Consider the following 20,927-nt stretch of genomic DNA (forward strand, 5'->3'; position numbering starts at 1 on the left):
CACCGGTCCGCCAGGGCTGCCACCTCCCGGGAGCAGCGGTCCTACCCCGGCGACCACCGGCTGCGGCATGATCGACATGTGGATCGAACCGAACTGGCCGCGTTGCTCAGGCAGGCGCGCGACCAAGTGTGTCCGGGCGATGTCGGGCTGCCCGCGGGCGCCCGTAGGCAGGTGCGGGGGTTGCGCCGCGAGGAGGTCGCCCAGCTCGCCGGCGTCAGCGTGGACTATGTGGTGCGTCTGGAACAAGGGCGCGGCCCCCGTCCGTCCACCGCGGTGCTGGCCGCGCTCGCCCGCGCGCTGCGGCTCAACGACGAGGACCGCACGCTGCTGTTCCAGCTCGCGGGCGCGGCGCCGCCGCAGGAGGGCCGCATCGACATGGTGGTGCGGCCGAGCGTCTTGCGCCTGCTGGACCGGATGGCGGATCTGCCCGCACTGGTGCTGTCGGCCAAAGCCGACGTGCTGGCCTGGAATCCGATGGCGACCGCGCTGCTCGGTGATTTCTCCGCATGGCCGCCCGCCCAGCGCAACATCATCTGGCAGCGCTTCCTCGGCACCGAGCCGGGACGGGTCGCGATGACGCCCGCCGAGGCCGAGAACGCGGCGTCGTTCTCCGTCGCCAGCCTGCGCAGCGCCCGCGCCCGCTATCCCGACGATCCCGGCCTGCTGCGCTTGGTCTCCGAACTGCGTTCCCGCAGTCCACGCTTCGAGCAGCTGTGGACCGCGCGGCGATCCGGGCAGTCGCGCAGCGCGACCAAGACGATCGAACACCCGGATCTCGGCGCGCTGCGGCTGGACTGCGACACCTTGCTCGTCCCGGACACCGACCAGGCGGTCGTGGTCTACTCGGCGGCGGCCGGCAGCCGGGAGGCCTCGGCACTGGAATTGTTGCGGGTGACCGGGACTCAGCAGTTCACGGTGCCGAAGCCCGCGGGCTAGCTACCCGCCTTGTAGCGGCGCAGGTATTCGCCGGTGAGCGAGGACGGATGCGCGAGCAACTCGGCGGGCGTCCCGGTGAAGACGATCTCGCCGCCGTTCTTGCCGCCATCCGGGCCGAGATCGATCACCCAGTCCGAGTGGGCGACCACGTCGAGATTGTGCTCGATCACCACGACGGTATTGCCGCGCTCGACCAGACCGTCCATCAGCGCGAGCAGCGTGTCCACATCGGACATGTGTAGCCCGGTGGTGGGTTCGTCCAGCACGTAGACGCTGCCGGTGTTCTGCAACTGGGTCGCCAATTTGATCCGCTGCCGCTCTCCGCCGGAGAGCGTGCTCATCGCCTGCCCCAGGCTGAGATAGTCCAGGCCCACCTCGTTCATGGTGCGCAGCTTGGTGTGCAGCGCCTTCTCGGCGAAGAATCCGAGCGCCTCCTCCGCCGACATCTCCAGCACGTCGGCGATGGATTTGCCGCGCAACGTCAGGGCGAGCACCTCATCGGAGAAGCGCCGTCCGTCGCAGGCGTCGCAGTGGGTGGTCACGGGATCCATGTAGGCGATCTCGGTGATGATCACACCGCGGCCCTCGCACTGCTCGCACGCGCCCGCCGAATTGAAACTGAACAGGCCGGCGGACTCCCCCGTCGCCTTGGCGAACAGCTTGCGAATGGGGTCCATCAACCCGAGGTAGGTCGCGGGCGTGGACCGCGACGACGCCGCGATGGGCGACTGGTCCACGAAGATCGCCTCGGGGTACTCCTGGACGAACACGTCCCGGATGAGGCTGCTCTTGCCCGAGCCCGCGACGCCGGTGACGCAGGTCAAGACGCCGGTCGGGATCCCGACCGTCACGTCCTTGAGATTGTGCACCGCCGCACGCTCGATGAGCAGCTCACCGGTGCCCGTGCGGAAGGAGTCCTTCACCCGGAAGGGCCTGCGCAGACCGGCGCCGGTCGGGGTGTCGGCGGTCCGCAGGTCGGCGAAACTGCCCTGGAACACCACTTGCCCGCCGTGCACGCCCGCGCGCGGCCCGACATCGACGACATGGTCGGCGATCTGGATGACATCCGGATCGTGTTCCACCACGATCACCGTGTTCCCCTTGTCCCGCAGCGCTTTCAACAGGTCGTTCAACCGGCCGACATCCCGTGGGTGCAGCCCGACGCTGGGTTCGTCGAAGATGTAGGTCAGTCCGATCAGCGTGCTGGACAGATGCTTGATCATCTTCAGCCGCTGCCCTTCCCCGCCGGAGAGGGTCGAGGTCGGCCGGTCCAGACTCAGATAGCCCAGCCCGATGTCGGCCACCCGCCGCAGCCCGGTGCCGATGGCGCGGGCCAGGCCGACAGCGGCCGGATCGGTGATCTCGTCGAGCACCTCGATCAGATCGGTGACCTGCAAGCGCGCCCAGTCCGCGATGGTGCGCCCGTGGATCTTCGTGGCCAGTGCCGCCTGGTTCAGCCGGGCGCCCGCGCAGGTCGGACAGACGCCCTCGGTGAGGAATTGCCGCATCTGCTCGCGGGTCTTCTCGCTCAGCGTGGAGGTGTCGCGCTGCAACCTGGTCCGCGTGAATTTCGTGGCCAGACCCTCGTAATTCGCCTTCCAGGTGCCTTTGCTGAAGGTCAGCTCGACCTTGCCGCCGGTGCCGTAGAGCAGGTCGTGGAGTTCTTCGCCGGTGTAGTCGGTCAGCTTCTTGTCCGGGTCGAAGCGGCCGGACTTGCCATAGAGTTGCCAATCTCCGCTGCCAACGCCGTACCCCGGCAGCAGTATCGCGCCTTCGTTCAGCGACTTCGTCCGGTCGAGCAGCCGATCGGGGTCGGCGCGCACGGTGACCCCGAGACCGTCGCAGTCCGGGCACATGCCCTGCGGCACATTGAAGGAGTAGTTGTAGACGAATCCGGCCGAGGGCGAACCGAATCGGGCGAACATGGCCCGCACCATCGAGAAGATGTCGGTCATGGTGCCGACCGTGGAGCGCGGGCCACCGCCTACCGGCTGCTGATCGATGATCACCGGCGCGGTGAGATTCTCGATCGCCTCGGCGTGCGGGCGTTCGTAGCGGGGCAGGAAATTGAGGATGAACGCCGGGAACGTGGCGTAGAGCTGGCGCTGCGATTCGACGGCGATGGTGTCGAAGACGATCGAGGATTTGCCCGAGCCGGAGACGCCGGTGAAGACGGTGATCTTGTTCTTCGGGATCTCGAGCGACACGTCACGCAGATTGTGCTCACTGGCTCCTAGGACCCGGATGGCGTCGAGCGTTGCGGTGGATTCGGCGAAAGGCATACCGCACACCTTGCCACTCCGCACTGACAAAATGCCCCGGCAAATGTGATTTAAATCACAATAACTGCCAGTGGTGCGGCCGCGTCCGCCCTCCGAAAGGTGGCGTGCGCAATGACTTTTACGACCCACCGGCGGCACCCCGCGCCCAGGCGCGAATTTCCCGCATCGGGGGGCCGACGGGCGCAGCGTGCGCATTCGCGAATCCACCGATGTACACGCCGAGATCCGCTCGGCCGCAGCGGATCTCCTGATCGCACCACGAATGCGGCGACGGCTCGTGCGACGCCACACCCGCCGGGGCGCAAGCCCGCTCGAGCGTCCTCCCCGGAGGCGCAACGCACGGCTAGAGTCGGGGCATGCCGCCGCTTCGGGAGCACAGACCGCGAAAGGCCACCGTCACGCTGCCCGACGACATCGTCGCGCGGCCGCAACCGGGTGGCCCGTTTGCGCGAGACGTGCACGGCGGCAGGCTTTTCGCGCCGAGAGCCGTCGCCGCACCAGGGCCACCGCCGTTATCCGGCCGGGAGGTGGACGCACCTCAGGCCGGCGCGGCGTGAGGTTGCGAGCCTTCGGCGGCGTGGTCTTCGACGCCGCGGCGGTCGTCGCGTTCACCAACCGCGCCGACTATGCCCAGGCGATCGTCTGGGCGACGGTCGACGCGGGGAACACCATCGTCGTTCCGAGCACCGTGCTCGCGGCGGCGCGCACGCACATCCCGGCCGACCGGCTCGACATCCTCGCCGTGCTGGTCGGCCTGCCGCACACCGTGGTCCCGGCGTTCGACCGAACCGCGAACCCGGCCGGCGAGCCGGGCGGTGCCAGCTCTGCCGCCGACGCCATGGTCGCCGCCGGTCATGTCACCCGCGAGGCGGTCGCACGCACTTGGCCCTGCCTGACCAGCAGGCCGAGAAGACTGCGGCAGATCGACCCGCGCGTCATCGTCGACCGGCTGCCGTGAACCGCGGGCGTCGGATCAGCGCAGCAACGGGATGACGGCGGCGAACTTCTCCATGCTGTCCTCGAGGACGGTGACGTAGCTGATGCCGTAGCGGTCGCGCCGATCGCGCAGGTGGTCGGCCATCTCCTCGGGGGTGCCCATGAGCAGGATCGGGTGCTCCTCCGGGCAGTCGGCGACGTCGGGCGGCAGCGCCGGACCGAAGACCTCCAGGACGCTCGCGCGTTCCTCCGGCGGGACCACCCGCTGCACCAGGATGTTGAACTCGACCTTGTCCAGCCGCGCACCGAGCAGTTCCCGCACGTAGGCGACGCGCTCCTCGATCTCGGCGAGCCCGGCCATCTGCAGCGGTCCGCCGTTGCGCGCGGCCGCGGCCCCGGTGAAGGCGATGATGTCGGCGTGCCGGGCGGCGACGGCGAGCAACCGATCACCCCATCCGCCGATGAGCACGGGCGGACCCGATGGTTGGGCGGGCTGCGGCTGATACTCCGGGTCGGAGAACAGGCGGCGCAACGTGATCACCGTCTGCTCCAGGTGCTCGACGCGCTTGCTCCCGCTTTCGAACGGGATGCCCGCGGCCTCGAATTCCGCCTGCACGTAGCCTGCGCCGAGCCCGAGTTCGACGCGCCCATCGGTGAACTGATCGGCGCCCGCCACGTCGCGGGCCAGCAGCACCGGATTGTAGAACGCGGTGTTGAGCACGAACGTGTTCAACCGCACCCGTTCGGTCGCCTCGGCGGCCAGGATCATCGCGGGGAACGGCGCGGGCAGGCCGAGATGATCGGCGACGCCGACCACGTCGAAGCCGAGTTCTTCTGCCCGGCGGCACTTTTCGATCCAACTCGACCGGGCCTCGGGGACCACCATGTTGACACCGAACCGGAAGGGGCGCTGCGCAGTCACGTGTTCTGTCTAGCGAATCACGCCGGAAGGCCGGACGCCGGGGCCGGTTCAGCACTGGGCCAGTGTGCCCGCCACCACCGCGACGCCGAGCAGTGCGAGCAGGGTGGCGGCCGCCGGCAACGGGCGGCGCCACGCCCGCCGGACCGCGCCGGGGATGCCGCGCCCGGCGGAGTTCCCGCGCGGGGACCGGCGGGCGAACCAGCGCCGCGTCATCGCGACCGTGGTGATGATCAATGTCGCGATCAACATGCCCGCCCCCTCAGACGCGCGCGGCGCGCGGCGCGGCGGCCGGCGCAGCGGACCTGCGCGGCGGCGCCGCGACGATCCCGCGCTGTAGCAGGCTTTCCGCGGTGTCCACCACGGATTCCCGCACCGGACGCATGGTCCAGCCGAGTTCGCGCACGGCCTTGTCGGCGCTGAGCGACTCGGTGCGCCCCAGGCTCGGCAGGGTCAGCCGGACGCCCTTGTCGAACAGCGCGACACAACGCACCACCCAGTTCGGCAGCCGTCTGGTCGGCACGCGGAAGCCACGCGGCCCGTATTCCTCGGCGAGGATGCGCGCCATATCCTCCATCCACAAGTGCTCGCCCGCGCAGATGTAGCGGTTGCCCGCGGCTGCCGGGGTCTCCAGCGCGAGCCGGTGCGCCGCGGCGAGATCACGCACGTCCACCGGCGCCCAGCCGACCCGCGGCGTGCCGGGTACGTCTCCGGCCAGCAACCGCCGCACGGGCTCGTGCGAGGTGCTCGTCGCCGCCGACAGCAATGGTCCGAGCACCATGCCCGGATTGACGACGACAAGCTCGAATCGCTCGGCGGCCGGGAGTCGCGCGACGAAATCCCAGGCCGCCCGCTCGGCGAGCGTCTTGCTCTTCTGATAGGCGGGGCTGCGCTCGACCACCGTCCAGTCGGCCTCGGTGCGCAGGGCGTCGTCGGTGTGACCGTAGGCGATCGCGGCGATCGAGGAGGTGAGCACCACGCGGCGGACAGTGCCCGCGGCGGCACAGGCGCGCAGCACCCGCAGAGTCCCTTCGACCGCCGTGTCGACGAGTTCGCGCTCGTCGTCGGGCGGCGTGGCGGGGAACGGAGAGGCGACGTGCAAGACGCCGACGCTGCCCGCCACGGCGGCCGCCCAGCCCGCGTCGCTGTTCAGATCGGCTTGCGCGAACTCCAGTTCGCCGCCGGTGCGGCGGGCCAGTTCCACCAGGTGTGCGCGTTTGCCGGCGCCTGCGAGGTCGCGGATCGTCGCGCGCACGGCGTAATCGTGTTCCAGCAACTCGGCGATGACGTGGCCTGCGACGAATCCCGTTGCGCCGGTGACCGTTACCCGTGTGCTCATGTGCTCATCCCTCTCGTCGAGTGACTACCGCGGCCGCCATCTGAGCGCCGCTCAGATAATCTAAGCACCGCATAGTTAGGTTGTCCAGGACGCGTCGCATACGCTCGGATGGTGACGCGGACCAGTTACCACCACGGCGCCTTGCGCGACGCGCTGCTGGCCGCCTGCCTGCGATTGATCGAGACGGAAGGACTCGCGGCGGTCAGCCTGCGCCGCGTGGCGCGCGAGGCGGGAGTGAGCACGGCGGCGCCGTACCACCACTTCCCCGACCGGGCCGCCCTGCTCGCGACGCTGTCCACCCAGGGCTTCCAGTTACTCGGAACGCGACTGGCGGCGGCCCGCGCCGAGGCGGAAACGCCGATGGCCGCCCTGACCGCGCTGGCGAACGCCTACGTGCGGTTCTCCCGCGAGCACCCGGCGTACTTCCGCTTGATGTTCCGGCCCGAACTCTCCCAGCCCGACAAGCATCCCGACACCATGGGGGCGGGCGATGCGGCGTTCGGCGTCCTGACCGACGCGATCGCGGAGTGTGTCCGCGCGGGAGCGCTGCCCGCCGACAAGGCCGACACGTTGGCGGTCATGTTCTGGGGGCTCGGCCACGGGCTGGCCTCGCTGTGGCTGGACGGCCAACTGGAGAAACGCGCGGGACAGTTCGGCACGAATGCCGCGGCGTTGGTGGACGATGTCATGCGAACCTTCGCAACTCTGATCGAGCCGAGCACGACGCCGCTGACCTAGAGTAGACGCCAGGCATTTGCTGTCCGATGCTTCCCACCGATCCGAGAGGACGCCACGGATGACCGCGCAGCTGGATCCGACGGTGCAGGAGTTCGTCGACGCGCTCAACGCCAACGATCAGGACCGGTTCTACGCGGTGCTCACCGACGATGCCACCATGTCCGACGACGGTGTGGAGCGCGACCTCAGGCAGTGGACCGGGGCGGAGGTCTTCGACAGCAACGCCCGCATGCGGATCGAGTCCATCGGCGGCAACGGCACCGAACTGGTTGCCGACTACACCAATTCGCGATGGGGCTCGATGCGGACCACCTGGCGATTCGTCCTGCGCGACGGCAAGGTGAGCCGTTTCGAGACCGGACAGGCGTGAATACCCTTGCCAGGCAGCCGCCGACATTGACATTCTGACCTTCGTGTTCGTCGCGCCGCGTTACGGTACCGGTTCCCTGGCCGATGTGTTCCCCTCCGTCCTCGCCGGTCTGGGCGTGCCGGGCGAGGAAGACCGCCTAGGGCTGGGCCTGAACGCCGACCGGGTCTGCGTTCTGCTGGTGGACGGGCTCGGTTACCAGGATCTCGTCGCCGATCCCACTGCGGCGCCATTCCTGTCCGGTCTCGAGCCGGTCCGGCTGACGGCCGGTTTCCCCACGACGACGGCCACCAGCCTCGCCTCGCTCGGGGTGGGCGTTCCGCCGGGCGAGCACGGGATCGTGGGCTATCTGTTCCACGTCCCCGGCTACGACCGGCTGTTCACCCCGCTGTCCTGGCGGCTGCACGGGGTGCCGAAGTCCGACCTGCGGAAAGAATTGATCCCGGCGCAGTTCCAGCCCCGCCCAACCGTTTTCCAGCGCGCCGTCGCCGACGGCATCGCCGTCGCCCAGGTGTCGCCGCGCGATCAGGCCGGATCGGGACTGACCGAGGCGGTGCTGCGCGGTTGCCGGTTCCTGCCCCAGCTGTCGTTCGGCGATCTCGTCGCCGGTGTGAGCGAGGCGTTACGGGCCGGGCCGCGCTCGCTGGTCTACACCTACCACGGCGATCTCGACCTGACCGGACACGTGCGGGGCCCGTCGTCGCGGGCCTGGGAATTGGAACTGGCCAACGCCGACCGGCTCGCCGCCGCGCTCGCCGCCGAGCTGCCCCCGGGCGCGGCGCTGCTGGTCACCGCCGACCACGGCATGGTGCAGATGGACGAGAGCATCGATTTCGACACCACCCCGGTCCTGCGAGAAGGCGTCCGGGCGCTCGGCGGGGAAGCGCGGGCCCGGCACGTCTACACCGTGCCGGGCGCCGAATCCGACGTCGCGGCGGCCTGGCAGGCCACGCTCGGCCCGGACTTCGAGGTGCTCGGCAAGGAGGAGACCGTGGCCCGAGGCTGGTTCGGCCCCACCGTCGACCCCGCGATCGCCCAGCGCATCGGCGATCTGGTCGTGCTCGCGCGAGGGCGGCGTGGTGTCATCCGCAGCGGCGTCGAACCATTGCAGTCGTCGCTGGTCGGGCAGCACGGTTCGCTCACTCCGGCGGAAGTCGAGGTGCCCCTGTGCGTCTTCCGTGCCTAGCGCCCGTCGTCGGTGAACAGCGCTCTAGTCTGGAGTCCGATCGCGGCGGGTGTCGCCGCCGACCCTTCAGGAGGAGCCCATGAACGCCACGCTGTCACGGACCGGTCGGACCGGCCTCGGGTTCGCGATGGTCGCCATGGCCCTCGCCGGCTGCACCGACATCGAACGCGCCCTCAACCGCGGTGGCGACACCCCGTGCAGCGAGTACGTCAAACAGGATCAGGACACCAAGCGCACCACGATCACCAAGTTCGTCAAGCAGCAGAGCCAGGACGACCGCGAGCCCGCGGGGACCGCGGTAGACGCGACGATGGTGTCGGTCGACCTGCTGTGCGGCGCCCAGGCCAACACCGACACCCCGATCAAGAACGCCGACGTGGCCGGGATCTTCATCCGCAAGTGACCGCTCAGCGCGGCGGATGGGCGGCCAGCCAGTCCGCCGCGCGCTTGCGCGAGGCCCGCGACAGCCAGGCGTCCTGGACGACCTCGGTGAGTTCTCGACGGCTCAGTTCGCCGAGGTGGGCGGCGCGCACCAGCACCGAGGGATGGCCGTCGAAATGCGGCGTGGTGAAGAACGGCGAGTCCGGGTCCTGCACCAGCGCCTGTTTATCGGACTCCGACGGCACCCAGATCACGATCACATCGGCGTAGCGCTGGCCGGTCACCGCGTCCACGGCATCCGGACGGGGAGTGCGGAAGAACACGAACGATTTGCCCCCGACCTGATAGACCGGGTTACCGCGAGGCCCGTCGGCGCGTGTCACATGGGGCATGCCCGAGGCCACCTCGTGCACATCGGCGAGGCGTGCCCGCTCGAAACCGGTCGCCATGCCAGCAGCCTAGGGCGTCGTGGCCCACTTCGCTCGAAAGCGCCGGCGACCGGCCGGTAGGGCTCAGGGCGCTCGCCACGCCGGTCGGCGTACGCCAGAATGAGAGCGAGCATTCGAGTTCACACGACGACGGGTCTTCCACGTGGCACAGTTCCGCGCCCTCACACAGCAGCGGGTCGAACTGGAAAGAGAATGGGAGCGTTGGGCGACGACTCCACGGGCGGTACCCCGCCCCCGGAACACCGTCCTGCGCAACGACGTAGCACAATCCTGGCGGCGCTCGCTGCACACCGTCGATCCCGGTCGCACGATCGCGCCGGGGATCGACGACATCGGTGATCGCTGGGCCGCGTCGCCACTGCGCGAACCGGTGACGGCACTGGCGGGTGAACTGCGCGCCATCACCGAGGATTCCGGGTATCTGGCGGTGGTCACCGACAGCGCGGGCACCGTGTTGTGGTCCTGCGGTGACCGCACGCTGCGCAGGCAGGCCGAGCAGGTCAACCTCGCGCCGGGGGGATGCTGGGACGAAAGCCATATGGGCACTACCGGCTTGGCACTCGCGCTGCACACCGACCGCCCCGCCTCGGTGTTCTCCGCCGAGCACCTGATCGCCGCGCTGCACGGCTGGGTCTGCTATTCCGCGCCGATCCACGGCCCCGACGGCAGGCAGGTCGGCGCGCTGGATCTGTCGAGTTCCTGGGACCGCTCGCATCCCGCGGTGCTCACCTCGGTGCGCGCGCTGGTGACAGCCGTGGAGACGATGCTGCGCACCGCCGAGCCCGCGCCCGAGCCGGGAATCCGGCTGGAGTGCCTGGGCGCCGCACGGCTGGTACGCGACGGGGTGCCGCTGCTGCTGCCGCCTCGGCAGCTGGAGATCCTCGCCCTGCTGGCGCTACAGCCGGACGGCTTCACCCCGGAGCAATTGCACGCCGCCCTGTACGGCGACCGTTCGGTGTCCAGCAGCACGCTCAAAGCCGATGTCTCGCATCTGCGCCGCGCGATCGGCGGTGCGATCAGCAACCGCCGTTACGCGCTGACCGGTCCGGTGTCCTGCGACGCCGTCGACCTGTTCGCCGCCATCACCGCTGGTGACACCACCTCGGCGGTGTGGCTGTACCGGGGTCCGCTGCTACCCGGATCGGAGGCACCCGGCGTGCTGCAGTGGCGCGACTACCTCGATGTCGGCGTGCGGACCGCCGTGCTCGCCGGTGACCGAGCCGAGCACGCGGTGGCCTTCGGTGAACGCGCGCCCCGTGATGTCGCGGTACACGAGCACGCGCTGCGATTGCTCCCGCCCGACGACGTGCGCCGCGCGGTGGTCGCGGCTCGGCTGCATACGGCGTTGCGCGACTGACGCTTTCACACCAACCTCGCACCAACCTCCGCGGACCATAGTGGATCTGTCCGAGATATCTGCGAGGAATCATGAGCTACACCAGACCGGGGGCGGGACTGCGGCATCGCCGACTACCCGACGCAGCCCGGCCACGTCCTCCACACCGGTCGAACGGCATGGGGACGCATCGAACGCACCGGGTGGACATCACCGAACGCGCCAGGGCGGTCTTGCGCAGCGTGATCGATCAGCACGGAGCCGTGCTGCTGCATCAGTCCGCCGGGCATCGCGACAGCGACTCGCCACGGTGCCTGCCCATCCGGGAGTCCAGGATCGACCGCGCCGACGTCCTGCTGGGAAATCTGCCCTGGCACACCGAAGTGTGGATCAGCGGCGAGCAGTACGAGCACTGGAAGCACACCCACCTCACCGTGGATGTGGCCGAAGCACCCGGCGGCCGTGCTTGCGACGCTCTCGAGGACACGCGTTTCGTCATCAGATCACGACTGCTCACCGACGAGGAAGCAGCGGCGCTGGCGGCCGGAGGGCCGCCGCGCACCGGAGCCGACCGGTTGGCGTGACCCCTGCACGAACCGGCGGGTCGTCCGCCCGGGTGGGCACGACCACCCGGGCGGACGTCGTGTGTCAGCGCCCGGGCAGGAAACGCAGGCTGCGCGCTACGGTCATCAGGAACGGCTGCCACTTGTCCTTCGGGAACAGCTTCGGCGCATCGAGATTCATGAAGCGGGTGACCACGATCGACTGCGGTTCGGTGAACTTGAGCAGGCCGTCGGGCCCGTGGCGGCGCCCAACACCGGAGATGCCCATTCCGCCCATCGGGGCACCGGTGGTGCCCCACGCCGGCGCGTAGCCCTCGTCCACACAGACCGTGCCCGCGTGCAGCCGCGCCGCGATCCGCTCGCCTTCGGATTTGCTCGCCGCCCACACCGAAGCGTTGAGGCCGTAGTCGGTGTCGTTGGCCAGGCGCACCGCCTCCTCGACACTGTCGACCGGATAGATCGACACCAGCGGGCCGAAGGTCTCGTTGCGACCGCATTCCATCTCGTCGGTCACCTCGCCGAGCACGGTCGGCTCGAAGAACAGCGGACCCAGGTCCGGACGGGGCTTGCCGCCGGTGAGCACCTTCGCTCCCTTCGAGGTGGCGTCCGCGACGTGCTTGGACACCGTTTCCAGTTGCGCTTCGGAGATGAGGCTGCCGATGTCGGCCGAATAGTCGTAGGCGGCGCCTAGTTTCGCGGCGTGTACTGCGGCGACGAATTTCTCGGTGAACGCCGCGGCGACCTGCCGCTCGACATAGAGCCGCTCGATGGAGATGCACAGTTGCCCGGCATTGGAGAAGCAGGCGCGCACGGCCGCCTTGGCTGCCTTGTCCAGGTCGGCGCCCGCGGCGACGATCATCGGGTTCTTGCCGCCGAGTTCGGCGGAGAAACCGATCAGCCTGCGGCCGCACTGCTCGGCCAGGGTGCGGCCGGTCGCCGAGGAACCGGTGAACATCAGGTAGTCGCAGTTCTCGACGATCGCGGTGCCGACCACGCCGCCCGGCCCGGGGACGACCGCGAGCAGCTCGCGCGGCAGGCCTGCTCGGTAGAGCAGCTCGGCGCCGGCCAACGTGGAGAACGGGGTCTGGCTGTCGGGCTTGACCACCACGGCGTTGCCCGCGATCAGCGCCGGAATGGAATCGCCGATCGACAGCAGCAGCGGGTAGTTCCACGGGGCGATGACACCGACCACGCCTTTGGGCTGATACCGGACCGAGGCGCGATTGAGCACGGGGAAGGCGCCCGCTACCCGGTGGGTGTCCAGCACGCTCGGGGCGATCTTGGCGAAATAACGGGCCGCGAACATCAGGCCCATGATTTCCTCTTGGGCCGCCCAGCGGGCTTTGCCGGTCTCGGCCTGCACCACGTCCATCAGGAACTCGCGGTGCTCCACCACCAGAGCGCGGTAACGGTCCAGCACGGCGGCGCGTTCGGCGACCGGACGGGCCGCCCAGCGCTGCTGCGCGGCCCTGGCTTTGTCGAAGGCGGCGGTGACGTCGGCCGGCGTGCCGACCGGCACGCTGCCCAGGGAGTTTCCGGTGAACGTCTCTGCGATCGTCCTGCGCGGACGATCCGCGGGCGCCTCGATCGCGGCCAGCGCGCTGAGGCGGTCGAATACATCGGCTTCCGGCGCGGGCATCGGTGCCTCCTACTTGTGAGTAACTTTGAGATACACACAATCTACGCCCGATATCGCCTGTCATGAACCCACTGCGGGCGGAATGCGCGGCACTCGTCCGCGGCCGCCTCGGCGCCGAATACCTTTTCGGTTCGGGCGTGGCCGGGCGACCATCCCCCGTAGCTCACAGTTTTCCCGGTCGAGTCAAATCGAGTCCCACTGGCCGGGACCGGCTGTCCGTATCGCCGGGTCGTGGTTTACGTTATGCCGATGTTCAGAGCGAGGCTCGGGGTCCGCACCCGGATTCTGGCTATCGCGCTCATTCCGAGTCTGACTCTGCTGTTGGCAGGCATGGGCGCCGCCGGCTACCTGGTAGCCGAAGGAACGAAGGCGAAGGACTGGGCTGCGGCGAGCCAGAAGGCCATCGCGGTGACCAGCGAGGTCATGGACGCGATCGAGCAGGAACGCTACCTCACCCTCGCCCAGCTGTCCGGCGACGACACTCTCACCTCCGCGCTCGGTCCCGCGCGCATGCGCGTGGACGCGTCGGTGCGAAACCTGCTCGCGACCTCCGCGAACCTGCGCGACGTCGACGACACGAAGATCACCGAGAAGGACGCCGACCTCGTCATGCTGACGCAGAGCCTGACGACGGTGCGCTCCGCCGCCGACGCCGGCGCGCTGCCGATTCCGGACGCGTACATGTTCTACAACCGGTTGCTCGATCCGATCTCCGCGGGCGCGCAGTCCACCGTGCGGACCGCGCCGGAGAGCGATATCGCCGTGGGCACGGTGGCGGGCATCCGCTTGTTCTACGTGACCGAGGCGATGTCACGCAGCAACGCCCTCGGCGCGGTCTACGTTCACGGCGCCACTCCCCCGCCCATACCGCTCGATGAGTACACCCGCCAGACCGGCTTCTACCACGCCGAGATCGCCATGCTCATCACCGAATTGGACGGCCCGATCAAAGCCCGCCTGCAGGCGCTGTCCACCGGCACGGCGTGGCAACAGCTGACCGCGATGGAGAACGCCATCATCCAGCGCGTCAGCGCCGCGGCGGCTTCCGCCACCACATCGCCCCCCGCGGCGAGCGCGAACACCGGCACACGGCAATCGAGCCCGCCTCCGCTTCCGTTGAGCGCCGACGAATGGCACCGCGCGGCAGCCGAGGTCAGCCACGGATTGCTGGACGCCTGGTCGGTATACAACAGGGATGTCCAGGAGGCCGCCGAAGACAAGGCCGCCGCGGCGGCGACCAGATCCGCCGTGACCGGTGGCGGCATGCTCGTGATCGGCGTTCTGGTGCTCGTCGTCGCGGTCGCCTTGGCCAACCGCGTCATTCGCAGGCTGAAGCGGTTGCGGGGAGAAACGCTCGCGCTGGCCGACGAGCGGCTGCCCGACATGATGCGCAGGTTGCGCGACGGCGAAGCCGTCGATCCCGCCGCGGAGTCCCCGAACCTGGACTACGGCAGCGACGAGATCGGCCAAGTGGCCAAGGCGTTCCAGCACGCCCATTCCGCTGCCGTCTCCGCGGCGGTGGCCGAGGCTCGCACCCGCGAGGGCGTGAAGGCGGTGTTCCTGAACATCGCGCACCGCAGCCAGATCGTGGTGCACCGGCAGCTGGAGATACTCGACGAAGCCGAGCAGCGACAGGAAGACCCGGTCCTGCTCGACACCCTGTTCCGTCTCGACCACCTCGCGACCCGGGAGCGGCGCAACGCCGAGAACCTCACCATCCTCGGCGGCGGCAAGCCGGGCAGGCAGTGGCGCAACCCGGTCCCGCTGGTCGACGTGGTGCGCAGCGCCGTCGGTGAGACCCTCGACTACGCCAGGGTGCGGGTGACCCGGCTGCCCGAAGTCCACGTACTCGGCGCGGTGGTCGCCGACCTCATCCACCTGCTCGCCGAACTGGTGGACAACGCCACCTCTTTCTCGCCGCCGCAGTCGCGTGTCGAGGTGACCGGCAACGTGGTGGGCAAAGGCGTCGTGGTCGAAATCGGCGACCAAGGCATGGGCATGTCCGAAGCCGACCTGGCCAAGATGAACGAGACACTGCGCAATCCACCGGATTTCGGCGTGGCGACCCTGTCGGCCGACTCCCGGTTGGGATTGTTCGTGGTCGCGCAGCTGGCGGCGCGCCACGGTATCGCGGTGCGGCTGTCGGACTCCGATTACGGCGGCATCAAGGCCATCGTGCTCGTGCCGTCCGCCCTCATCGCGGCCGATTCGGGCGTGCCGCAGACACCGGCGGAGCTCACCGATCCCGGCAGTCGCCGCAAGCTCGTCACCACGCCCGCGATCGCGACGGAGACGGCGAATTCCGCGCAGACCCCGTCGTCGTCGGTCGCGACCCTGCCGGTCGAATCTGCCGCGCCCCCGCGCTACGCCCCTCGCCCGTACACCGAGGCTCCGACGCAACCGGGCTCCGACGGTCGCCCGCCGTTGCCGCGGCGCCACCGACAGACCAATCTCGCACCGCAATTGGCGCAGTCGGCCCAGGAGCAGCAAGCCGCCTCCGCACAGGCTCCCCGCTCCCCCGAGCAGGCCCGTGATCTGATGTCCGCCATCGAGAACGGAACCAGGCAGGGCCGCCGCGCCACCATCCCCGACGAACAGGAAGGCTAGGGGTGTCCGCTTCTCCCGCAGGTGATCTCAATTGGCTGCTCGACGATCTCGTCGACCGGCTGGCCGGCGTGCGCCACGCGGTGGTGCTGTCCACCGACGGGCTACTACTCGGCCGCTCCAGCGGTATGAACCGCGAGGACGCCGAACACTTCGGCGCGATGTCCTCGGCGCTCTACGGGCTGGCGCGCAGCGCGGGCAACCGGTTCGACGGCGGCGGCGTCCGCCAGGCGGTCATCGAACTCGACCGCGCGGTGCTGTTCGTGACCTCCGCGGGCGACAACGCCTGCCTGGCACTGCAAGCCGCCGAGTCGGCAAATCTCGGCATGGTGGCCTACGAGATGAATCTGACGGTCCAGCGCGTCGGCAGCTATCTGTCCACGACCGCACGCCAAGACCTCGTCGGACACGTCGAGTAAGACCTGCCATGACCCATCCGCGTGAGCCCTGGTTCGACGAGGCGGCCGGCCCTCTGGTGCGTCCCTACGCGGTCACGCGCGGGCGCACCAGCGGCGCGGGGCCCGAACTGGATATGCTCACCACCGTGATCGCGGACTCCTCCGCGGCCACACTGCGACGCAGCGAACCCGAGTACGCCGATATCCTTCGCTTGTGCCGGGTTTCGCAGACCGTCGCAGAAGTCTCCGCACAGTTGCGTTTGCCGCTGGCGGTGACGAAGATCCTCGTCGGTGATCTGATCGGCGACGGGCAACTGATCTTCCGCGCTCCCGTTCCGACGGAGGCCGGACCCGATGACCTCAACATATTGCGAGCGGTACTGGATGGAATCCGAAAACTTTGACCCGAGCGGCACACCGCAACTGGCCGCGTCGGTCAAGATCCTCGTCGCCGGCGGGTTCGGCGTCGGCAAGACCACCATGGTCTCGGCGATCAGCGAAGTCGCGCCACTGCGCACCGAGGAACTGATCACCGAGGTGAGCACCGGAATCGACGATCTGTCGGGCGTCGAGCAGAAGTCCACGACCACGGTCGCGCTGGACTTCGGCAGGCTTACCATCGACCGCGACCTGGTGCTCTACCTGTTCGGCACACCGGGCCAGGACCGCTTCTGGTTCCTGTGGGACGAACTGGCGCGCGGCGCGCTCGGCGCCGTCGTCCTGGCCGATACCCGCAGGCTCGGCAACTCCTTCGCGTCCGTGGACTTCTTCGAGCGCCGCGGTCTGCCGTTCATGGTGGGCGTCAACTGCTTCGACGGCGCACCGCGCTACACCAACGACGAAGTGCGCGACGCCCTCGACCTCGACTCGGCCACCCCCGTCATGCTCTGCGACGCGCGCGACCGAGGGTCGTGCAAGGATGTCCTGCTCACCCTCGTCGAACACCTCATCCAGCGGGCACAACGCGCACACGCCACCACCTGAGCGCGCGGCGGCTGCGCCGGTGAACCCTCACACCTGCCGCAGCCAGGCCACGAAAAGCAGCGCGCCACCCGCGGCCAGCACCACCGCGGCCGGAGCAGGCCACCACGGCCCGTTCCGGCCGAGCAGGCCGCGGGTGAGCCGCAATTGGAACGCGCCCAGCCCGGCGAGGACCAGCAGCCAGATCGGCAGTAGCCCGACGCCGAGCGCCGCGTGCACCGCCCACGCACCCGCCGAAGTGGGACCGCCCCAGGATCCTTCGAGATTGTCGCTCGCGACGACCGGAAACAGGATCCCGCGGAACGCTGCGACGATCGCCAGGAAGGCCAGAAACCAGGCCGTCAGGCCGACCGCGCCACTGAGCACCGAGTGCGAGACCGACCGGGTGACGGAGAATTTGTGCGGCAGAACGGATTCACCGAGCAGTCGCCGCGGCACGCGCAGCCGGGTCGGAATTCGCCGCACCGCCAGCGGGAGCGCCCAGAGCGCGTAGGCGGCGTAACGCAGGAGTGCCCGAAACCACGACATACCGCCGACGGTAGCGCTGTTCGGCCCGCGATTCACCGTAGCAGGCCCGCGTGCAGCAGATCGTCGAACAGCATCTGGTCGACCGGAGGGACGAGGGCGCGGTCGGCATAGGAGAACCACGCGACCTCTTCGATCTCGCTGCTCGCGGCGAGCGTTCCGCGGTAATCCGCGGTGTAGCAACTCATCCGCACCACCGCCCCGTCCGCCGGACCGTGCGGCGCCTCATAGATGCCGACGTGCGCGGCGGTCTCCGGCAGCAGCGCGACGGTGAGTTCTTCCTCGATCTCGCGCAGCAGCGTCTGCAGATCGGTCTCGGCGCCTTCGCGCTTGCCGCCCGGGATGTAGAAGACGTCCTTGCCGCGCGGTCTGGCACACAGGATCCGTCCTTCCTCGATGCGCACCCATGCCACCGTGTCGATCAACTGCCGCACTCGCCCGTCCGCCACCGCCGCAGCCTATCGCCGCGCGACGGCGAACGCGGAATGGGCAGCGCACGCCTCACCCGGGAATGAGGGAAGCGTCCTTGGCGCCAGGGCCGAGAACGGGACGCAGGTCGCGTAACGCGATGCGCTCACCGCACTCCGAGCACACCGGCTCGACGGTCGCTAGGTTCCCGCACGCGACGTGCGTCGTCTGCACCGGCGGGCCGTCCGGCGCGGCCCATTCGTCACCCCACTGCCGCATCGCGGTGACGACCAGCCACAGCGAGCGGCCTTTCGTGGTGAGCCGGTAGTCGTAGCGAACCGGATTGTCCTGATAGGGCTCTCTGGTCAGCACGCCGTGCTCCATCAGATGCTCGAGACGCTGGGTGAGGACATTGCGGGCGATGCCGAGCCGGGCGTGGAAGTCGTCGAAACGCGTCACGCCGAACAGGGCGTCGCGCACGATCAACAGCGTCCACCACTCGCCCACCACCTCGAGGCACTGGGCCAGCGAACAGTTCATGTCCTCGAAGCTCGTCCTGCGCATATCCGTCAGCATACTCAGTTGCTTGACAGAACTCACTATCCTAATGTTCGTTGCATGAAGCAACTCACTACGCGGACGCTCACCGAGGAGTTCGCGCTCACCGACACCGGCGCGGGCCGGTGGCAGGCGCGGGTCGACCGGTCCTGGCGAGGATGGACCGGACCGCACGGCGGCGTGATCGCGGCTCTGCTCATCGAGGTGGCTCGGGCGGCTGCTGCCGAACCTTTGCCGGTGCGGACCGTTGACCTGCGGTTCCTGGGCCGTCCCACCGAGGACGTACTGACCTTTCGCGCGACCGAGCACACGGTCGGTCGCAGCACCGTAGTGCTGGACGTGCACGCCGAGCAGGACGGCAGCCCGGTCGCGGCGGCGTCCGTCACGCTCGGTCGCACCGTGGACTCGGGCATCGCGACGTACATGGGCGCACCGGCGCCGCGGGTGCCCGATGCCGAATCCTGTGCGCGGTTCGCCCTTCCTCCGGAACTCGTCCCTGCGAGCGCGCACTTCGACATCCGCCCCGCGGCGGGACCGCTGCCACTCACCGGCGCGGACGAACCGATGATGATCGCCTGGATCGCACTCCGCCCCGATCTGCCCGCGGACGCGGCGGCCCTCGCGATCCTCGCCGACGCCCTGCCGCCCGCCATATTTCCCACGCTGCGCGCGCCGGTCGCGATCCCCACGGTGGCGCTGTCGATGCACGTGCACGGCGCGCCCACCGGTGGCCTGCCGGTGCTGGTTCGCACGGTGAACGCCTCTACCGGTGGTGGTTGGTCGGTAGACGACACCTCGATCTGGGACCGGAGCGGCCTGCTGCTCGCCTCTGCCCGCCAGACCCGCCGCGTGCTCGGCTGAAACGGAGAAGATCATGCCATCCCCTACCGCGGCGCCGAACCGGGCCGCCGCCGACTTCCGGACCGTGCTCGCCGTCGTCTCGATCGGCGTACTGCTGTCGAGCCTGGATCTGTTCATCGTCAACGTCGCCCTTCCGGACATGTCCGCCGATCTCGGCGGAGCGCGGATCTCGGGGCTGTCCTGGGTGCTCAACGCCTATGCGATCGTGTTCGCCGCACTGCTGGTCCCGGCAGGACGACTCGGCGACCGCCGCAGCATTCGAACTACCTTCCTGCTGGGGTTGGTGATATTCGTCGTCGGGTCGGCACTGTGCGCGACCGCGTGGGACGTCGGGTCGCTGGTGCTGTTCCGCGTTCTGCAGGCCGTCGGCGGGGCGCTGCTGACGCCCGCCTCGCTCGGCTTGGTGCTCGCGGCCGCGCCGCCGCAGCGCCGCGCGGCGGCGGTGCGGCTGTGGGTCGCCTTCGGCGGCCTCGGCGCGGCGCTCGGCCCGGTGCTGGGCGGGCTGCTCGTCGAATTCGGCTGGCGCTGGGTATTTCTGGTCAACGTGCCGTTCGGCTTGATCGCGGTGGTCCTCGGCGTGCGGATCCTGCCCGATCCCGAAGGCGACGGCGGGCGGATGCCCGACCTCTTCGGCGCGGCGCTGCTGGTCGGCGCGATCGCCGGGCTGGTGCTCGGACTGGTGAAGGGTACGGACTGGGGGTGGTCGTCGGCGGGCGTGCTGGCCGCGTTCGCCGTGGCGGCGCTGTTGACGGTGGCGTTCGTCGTCTCCTCGGCCCGGCACCACAGCCCGGTGGTGGATCCGGCACTGCTGCGCGCGCCCAACTTCGCCTGGATGACCGGCAACGCCGTCTTCTTCAACGTCGCCTTCGGCGCGATGCTGCTGTCGGTGGTGCTGTGGGCGCAGAACGTGTGGGGCTGGTCGGCGATACGCACCGGTCTGGCCGTCGCGCCCGGCCCGCTGATGGTGCCGGTGATCGCGATCCTGGCGGGGCGGCTGATCGGGCGGATCGGCGCCGGGCCGGTCATCGCGGCGGGCGGGATCATCTTCGGAGCGGGCATGCTGTGGTGGGCGCGGGCGATCACCTTGACGCCGGACTACGTCGGCGGCTTGCTCGGCGGCATGGTGGTCAGCGGCATCGGTGTCGGCCTGACCCTGCCGACCGCCTTCGCGGCCGGCACCAGCGGACTGCCGCCGCAGCGGTTCGCCACCGGGTCGGCCGTGCTGAGCATGGCGCGCCAGATCGGTCTCGCGGTCGGGGTCGCGGTGCTGGTCGCGGTGCTCGGCTCACCCGCCGATCCGGAAGCGACACTGGAGGCGTTCCGGCGCGGCTGGTACGTGACGGCCGCGGTCGCGGTCATCGCCGGTGTGGTCGGCCTAGCCGCCCGCATGCCGAAACCCGCCGCCGTACAACCGGAATCGGCCACCGAGTCGGCCGTCGCCTGATCCGCCGCCTGATCCGCCGGGTCTGCGTGAGGCGACGGATCAGCGGCCGAGGCGCTGGAATCGCCGGTCCGCGAGCG

General features: G+C 69.5%; 23 protein-coding genes. 14 read left to right on the top strand and 9 right to left on the bottom strand.

The features are described 5' to 3' along the window. The first annotated feature begins 78 nt into the window (after nucleotides 1-78). Nucleotides 79-936, top strand: coding sequence for a helix-turn-helix transcriptional regulator (locus tag ABZ803_RS00805; RefSeq protein ID WP_357030936.1), 858 nt, complete (start codon nucleotides 79-81; stop codon nucleotides 934-936). On the opposite strand, the gene ABZ803_RS00810 is transcribed toward ABZ803_RS00805, so the two are convergent. Next, a complete protein-coding gene (locus ABZ803_RS00810; protein WP_357030939.1) occupies nucleotides 933-3,218 on the bottom strand; it encodes an excinuclease ABC subunit UvrA in 2,286 nt (761 codons plus the stop codon). The genes ABZ803_RS00805 and ABZ803_RS00810 overlap by 4 nt on opposite strands. Nucleotides 3,219-3,771: 553 nt before the next feature. Here ABZ803_RS00810 and ABZ803_RS00815 point away from each other — a divergent pair. Then, nucleotides 3,772-4,176, top strand: coding sequence for a hypothetical protein (locus ABZ803_RS00815; RefSeq protein ID WP_357030941.1), 405 nt, complete (start codon nucleotides 3,772-3,774; stop codon nucleotides 4,174-4,176). A gap of 15 nt (nucleotides 4,177-4,191) precedes the next feature. On the opposite strand, the gene ABZ803_RS00820 is transcribed toward ABZ803_RS00815, so the two are convergent. Genes ABZ803_RS00820 through ABZ803_RS00830 form a run of 3 tightly spaced genes read right to left on the bottom strand, consistent with a single transcriptional unit; the run spans nucleotide 4,192 to nucleotide 6,412 of the window. Continuing rightward, a complete protein-coding gene (locus ABZ803_RS00820) occupies nucleotides 4,192-5,076 on the bottom strand; it encodes an LLM class F420-dependent oxidoreductase (RefSeq protein ID WP_357030943.1) in 885 nt (294 codons plus the stop codon). A gap of 48 nt (nucleotides 5,077-5,124) precedes the next feature. Next, complete coding sequence (locus ABZ803_RS00825; protein ID WP_357030946.1) at nucleotides 5,125-5,325, bottom strand: hypothetical protein; 201 nt, start codon at nucleotides 5,323-5,325, stop codon at nucleotides 5,125-5,127. 10 nt (nucleotides 5,326-5,335) lie between these two features. Continuing rightward, on the bottom strand, nucleotides 5,336-6,412 hold the full coding sequence (locus tag ABZ803_RS00830; protein WP_357030949.1) for an aldehyde reductase: 1,077 nt from the start codon (nucleotides 6,410-6,412) through the stop codon (nucleotides 5,336-5,338). A 108-nt stretch (nucleotides 6,413-6,520) separates the two neighbouring features. Here ABZ803_RS00830 and ABZ803_RS00835 point away from each other — a divergent pair, with 108 nt between their 5' ends. The 4 genes from ABZ803_RS00835 (at nucleotide 6,521) to ABZ803_RS00850 (ending at nucleotide 9,106) form a co-directional block, all read left to right on the top strand. Continuing rightward, entirely contained in the window at nucleotides 6,521-7,150 is a 630-nt protein-coding gene (locus ABZ803_RS00835; RefSeq protein ID WP_357030952.1) for a TetR/AcrR family transcriptional regulator, read from the top strand. A 58-nt stretch (nucleotides 7,151-7,208) separates the two neighbouring features. Next, a complete protein-coding gene (locus ABZ803_RS00840) occupies nucleotides 7,209-7,520 on the top strand; it encodes a nuclear transport factor 2 family protein (protein ID WP_357030955.1) in 312 nt (103 codons plus the stop codon). Nucleotides 7,521-7,563: 43 nt separating this feature from the next. Then, on the top strand, nucleotides 7,564-8,703 hold the full coding sequence (locus tag ABZ803_RS00845; protein ID WP_357030958.1) for an alkaline phosphatase family protein: 1,140 nt from the start codon (nucleotides 7,564-7,566) through the stop codon (nucleotides 8,701-8,703). 79 nt (nucleotides 8,704-8,782) lie between these two features. Further along, the gene (locus tag ABZ803_RS00850; protein WP_357030961.1) at nucleotides 8,783-9,106 is read left to right on the top strand and encodes a hypothetical protein; all 324 of its coding nucleotides are present in this window, start codon (nucleotides 8,783-8,785) and stop codon (nucleotides 9,104-9,106) included. 4 nt (nucleotides 9,107-9,110) lie between these two features. Here the strand turns inward: ABZ803_RS00850 and ABZ803_RS00855 are convergent, their stop codons facing one another. Continuing rightward, nucleotides 9,111-9,533 carry an MmcQ/YjbR family DNA-binding protein gene (locus tag ABZ803_RS00855; RefSeq protein WP_357030964.1) on the bottom strand — a complete coding sequence of 141 codons (423 nt, stop codon included), beginning with the start codon at nucleotides 9,531-9,533 and terminating at the stop codon, nucleotides 9,111-9,113. Nucleotides 9,534-9,675: 142 nt separating this feature from the next. Between ABZ803_RS00855 and ABZ803_RS00860 the strand changes: the two genes are divergently transcribed. Both ABZ803_RS00860 and ABZ803_RS00865 read left to right on the top strand, forming a co-directional pair. Continuing rightward, nucleotides 9,676-10,890 (top strand): transcriptional regulator, encoded by a 1,215-nt coding sequence (locus ABZ803_RS00860; RefSeq protein ID WP_357030967.1) that lies wholly within the window; start codon nucleotides 9,676-9,678, stop codon nucleotides 10,888-10,890. A gap of 158 nt (nucleotides 10,891-11,048) precedes the next feature. Continuing rightward, nucleotides 11,049-11,453 (top strand): DUF779 domain-containing protein, encoded by a 405-nt coding sequence (locus tag ABZ803_RS00865; RefSeq protein ID WP_357030970.1) that lies wholly within the window; start codon nucleotides 11,049-11,051, stop codon nucleotides 11,451-11,453. A 64-nt stretch (nucleotides 11,454-11,517) separates the two neighbouring features. On the opposite strand, the gene ABZ803_RS00870 is transcribed toward ABZ803_RS00865, so the two are convergent. Then, nucleotides 11,518-13,071 carry a succinic semialdehyde dehydrogenase gene (locus ABZ803_RS00870; RefSeq protein ID WP_357030973.1) on the bottom strand — a complete coding sequence of 518 codons (1,554 nt, stop codon included), beginning with the start codon at nucleotides 13,069-13,071 and terminating at the stop codon, nucleotides 11,518-11,520. A gap of 249 nt (nucleotides 13,072-13,320) precedes the next feature. Here ABZ803_RS00870 and ABZ803_RS00875 point away from each other — a divergent pair, with 249 nt between their 5' ends. Genes ABZ803_RS00875 through ABZ803_RS00890 form a run of 4 tightly spaced genes read left to right on the top strand, consistent with a single transcriptional unit; the run spans nucleotide 13,321 to nucleotide 17,057 of the window. Further along, entirely contained in the window at nucleotides 13,321-15,678 is a 2,358-nt protein-coding gene (locus ABZ803_RS00875) for a nitrate- and nitrite sensing domain-containing protein (protein ID WP_357030976.1), read from the top strand. A gap of 2 nt (nucleotides 15,679-15,680) precedes the next feature. Continuing rightward, nucleotides 15,681-16,094: a roadblock/LC7 domain-containing protein gene (locus ABZ803_RS00880; protein WP_040866769.1), complete on the top strand. Its 414-nt coding sequence runs from the start codon at nucleotides 15,681-15,683 to the stop codon at nucleotides 16,092-16,094. 8 nt (nucleotides 16,095-16,102) lie between these two features. Next, nucleotides 16,103-16,477 carry a DUF742 domain-containing protein gene (locus ABZ803_RS00885; RefSeq protein WP_040866768.1) on the top strand — a complete coding sequence of 125 codons (375 nt, stop codon included), beginning with the start codon at nucleotides 16,103-16,105 and terminating at the stop codon, nucleotides 16,475-16,477. Beyond that, nucleotides 16,458-17,057: an ATP/GTP-binding protein gene (locus tag ABZ803_RS00890; RefSeq protein ID WP_040866767.1), complete on the top strand. Its 600-nt coding sequence runs from the start codon at nucleotides 16,458-16,460 to the stop codon at nucleotides 17,055-17,057. Before ABZ803_RS00885 ends, ABZ803_RS00890 begins: the two co-directional genes overlap by 20 nt. A 27-nt stretch (nucleotides 17,058-17,084) precedes the next feature. On the opposite strand, the gene ABZ803_RS00895 is transcribed toward ABZ803_RS00890, so the two are convergent. The 3 genes from ABZ803_RS00895 to ABZ803_RS00905 are packed head-to-tail and all read right to left on the bottom strand — an operon-like array spanning nucleotide 17,085 to nucleotide 18,551. Next, nucleotides 17,085-17,582: a hypothetical protein gene (locus ABZ803_RS00895; protein WP_357030981.1), complete on the bottom strand. Its 498-nt coding sequence runs from the start codon at nucleotides 17,580-17,582 to the stop codon at nucleotides 17,085-17,087. Nucleotides 17,583-17,614: 32 nt separating this feature from the next. Further along, the gene (locus tag ABZ803_RS00900; RefSeq protein ID WP_357030984.1) at nucleotides 17,615-18,028 is read right to left on the bottom strand and encodes an NUDIX domain-containing protein; all 414 of its coding nucleotides are present in this window, start codon (nucleotides 18,026-18,028) and stop codon (nucleotides 17,615-17,617) included. Between the two features lie 52 nt (nucleotides 18,029-18,080). Then, the gene (locus ABZ803_RS00905) at nucleotides 18,081-18,551 is read right to left on the bottom strand and encodes a helix-turn-helix domain-containing protein (protein WP_357030987.1); all 471 of its coding nucleotides are present in this window, start codon (nucleotides 18,549-18,551) and stop codon (nucleotides 18,081-18,083) included. A gap of 54 nt (nucleotides 18,552-18,605) precedes the next feature. Between ABZ803_RS00905 and ABZ803_RS00910 the strand changes: the two genes are divergently transcribed. Further along, on the top strand, nucleotides 18,606-19,406 hold the full coding sequence (locus ABZ803_RS00910; protein ID WP_357030990.1) for a thioesterase family protein: 801 nt from the start codon (nucleotides 18,606-18,608) through the stop codon (nucleotides 19,404-19,406). A gap of 13 nt (nucleotides 19,407-19,419) precedes the next feature. Continuing rightward, a complete protein-coding gene (locus ABZ803_RS00915) occupies nucleotides 19,420-20,850 on the top strand; it encodes an MFS transporter (RefSeq protein WP_357030993.1) in 1,431 nt (476 codons plus the stop codon). The last annotated feature ends 77 nt before the right edge of the window (nucleotides 20,851-20,927 follow it).

This window comes from Nocardia sp. NPDC047648 (assembly GCF_040642815.1).
GTDB lineage: Bacteria > Actinomycetota > Actinomycetes > Mycobacteriales > Mycobacteriaceae > Nocardia > Nocardia gamkensis.

What these genes read in the sequence shown, in the direction of transcription:
- ABZ803_RS00840 (WP_357030955.1), top strand. Translation starts at nt 7,209, where the DNA reads ATGACCGCGCAGCTGGATCCGACGGTGCAGGAGTTCGTCGACGCGCTC.
- ABZ803_RS00905 (WP_357030987.1), bottom strand. Translation starts at nt 18,551, where the DNA reads ATGCGCAGGACGAGCTTCGAGGACATGAACTGTTCGCTGGCCCAGTGC.
- ABZ803_RS00890 (WP_040866767.1), top strand. Translation starts at nt 16,458, where the DNA reads ATGGAATCCGAAAACTTTGACCCGAGCGGCACACCGCAACTGGCCGCG.
- ABZ803_RS00825 (WP_357030946.1), bottom strand. Translation starts at nt 5,325, where the DNA reads ATGTTGATCGCGACATTGATCATCACCACGGTCGCGATGACGCGGCGC.
- ABZ803_RS00865 (WP_357030970.1), top strand. Translation starts at nt 11,049, where the DNA reads ATGGGGACGCATCGAACGCACCGGGTGGACATCACCGAACGCGCCAGG.
- ABZ803_RS00830 (WP_357030949.1), bottom strand. Translation starts at nt 6,412, where the DNA reads ATGAGCACACGGGTAACGGTCACCGGCGCAACGGGATTCGTCGCAGGC.
- ABZ803_RS00870 (WP_357030973.1), bottom strand. Translation starts at nt 13,071, where the DNA reads ATGCCCGCGCCGGAAGCCGATGTATTCGACCGCCTCAGCGCGCTGGCC.
- ABZ803_RS00835 (WP_357030952.1), top strand. Translation starts at nt 6,521, where the DNA reads ATGGTGACGCGGACCAGTTACCACCACGGCGCCTTGCGCGACGCGCTG.
- ABZ803_RS00910 (WP_357030990.1), top strand. Translation starts at nt 18,606, where the DNA reads ATGAAGCAACTCACTACGCGGACGCTCACCGAGGAGTTCGCGCTCACC.
- ABZ803_RS00810 (WP_357030939.1), bottom strand. Translation starts at nt 3,218, where the DNA reads ATGCCTTTCGCCGAATCCACCGCAACGCTCGACGCCATCCGGGTCCTA.
- ABZ803_RS00855 (WP_357030964.1), bottom strand. Translation starts at nt 9,533, where the DNA reads ATGGCGACCGGTTTCGAGCGGGCACGCCTCGCCGATGTGCACGAGGTG.
- ABZ803_RS00875 (WP_357030976.1), top strand. Translation starts at nt 13,321, where the DNA reads ATGTTCAGAGCGAGGCTCGGGGTCCGCACCCGGATTCTGGCTATCGCG.
- ABZ803_RS00885 (WP_040866768.1), top strand. Translation starts at nt 16,103, where the DNA reads ATGACCCATCCGCGTGAGCCCTGGTTCGACGAGGCGGCCGGCCCTCTG.
- ABZ803_RS00915 (WP_357030993.1), top strand. Translation starts at nt 19,420, where the DNA reads ATGCCATCCCCTACCGCGGCGCCGAACCGGGCCGCCGCCGACTTCCGG.
- ABZ803_RS00895 (WP_357030981.1), bottom strand. Translation starts at nt 17,582, where the DNA reads ATGTCGTGGTTTCGGGCACTCCTGCGTTACGCCGCCTACGCGCTCTGG.
- ABZ803_RS00850 (WP_357030961.1), top strand. Translation starts at nt 8,783, where the DNA reads ATGAACGCCACGCTGTCACGGACCGGTCGGACCGGCCTCGGGTTCGCG.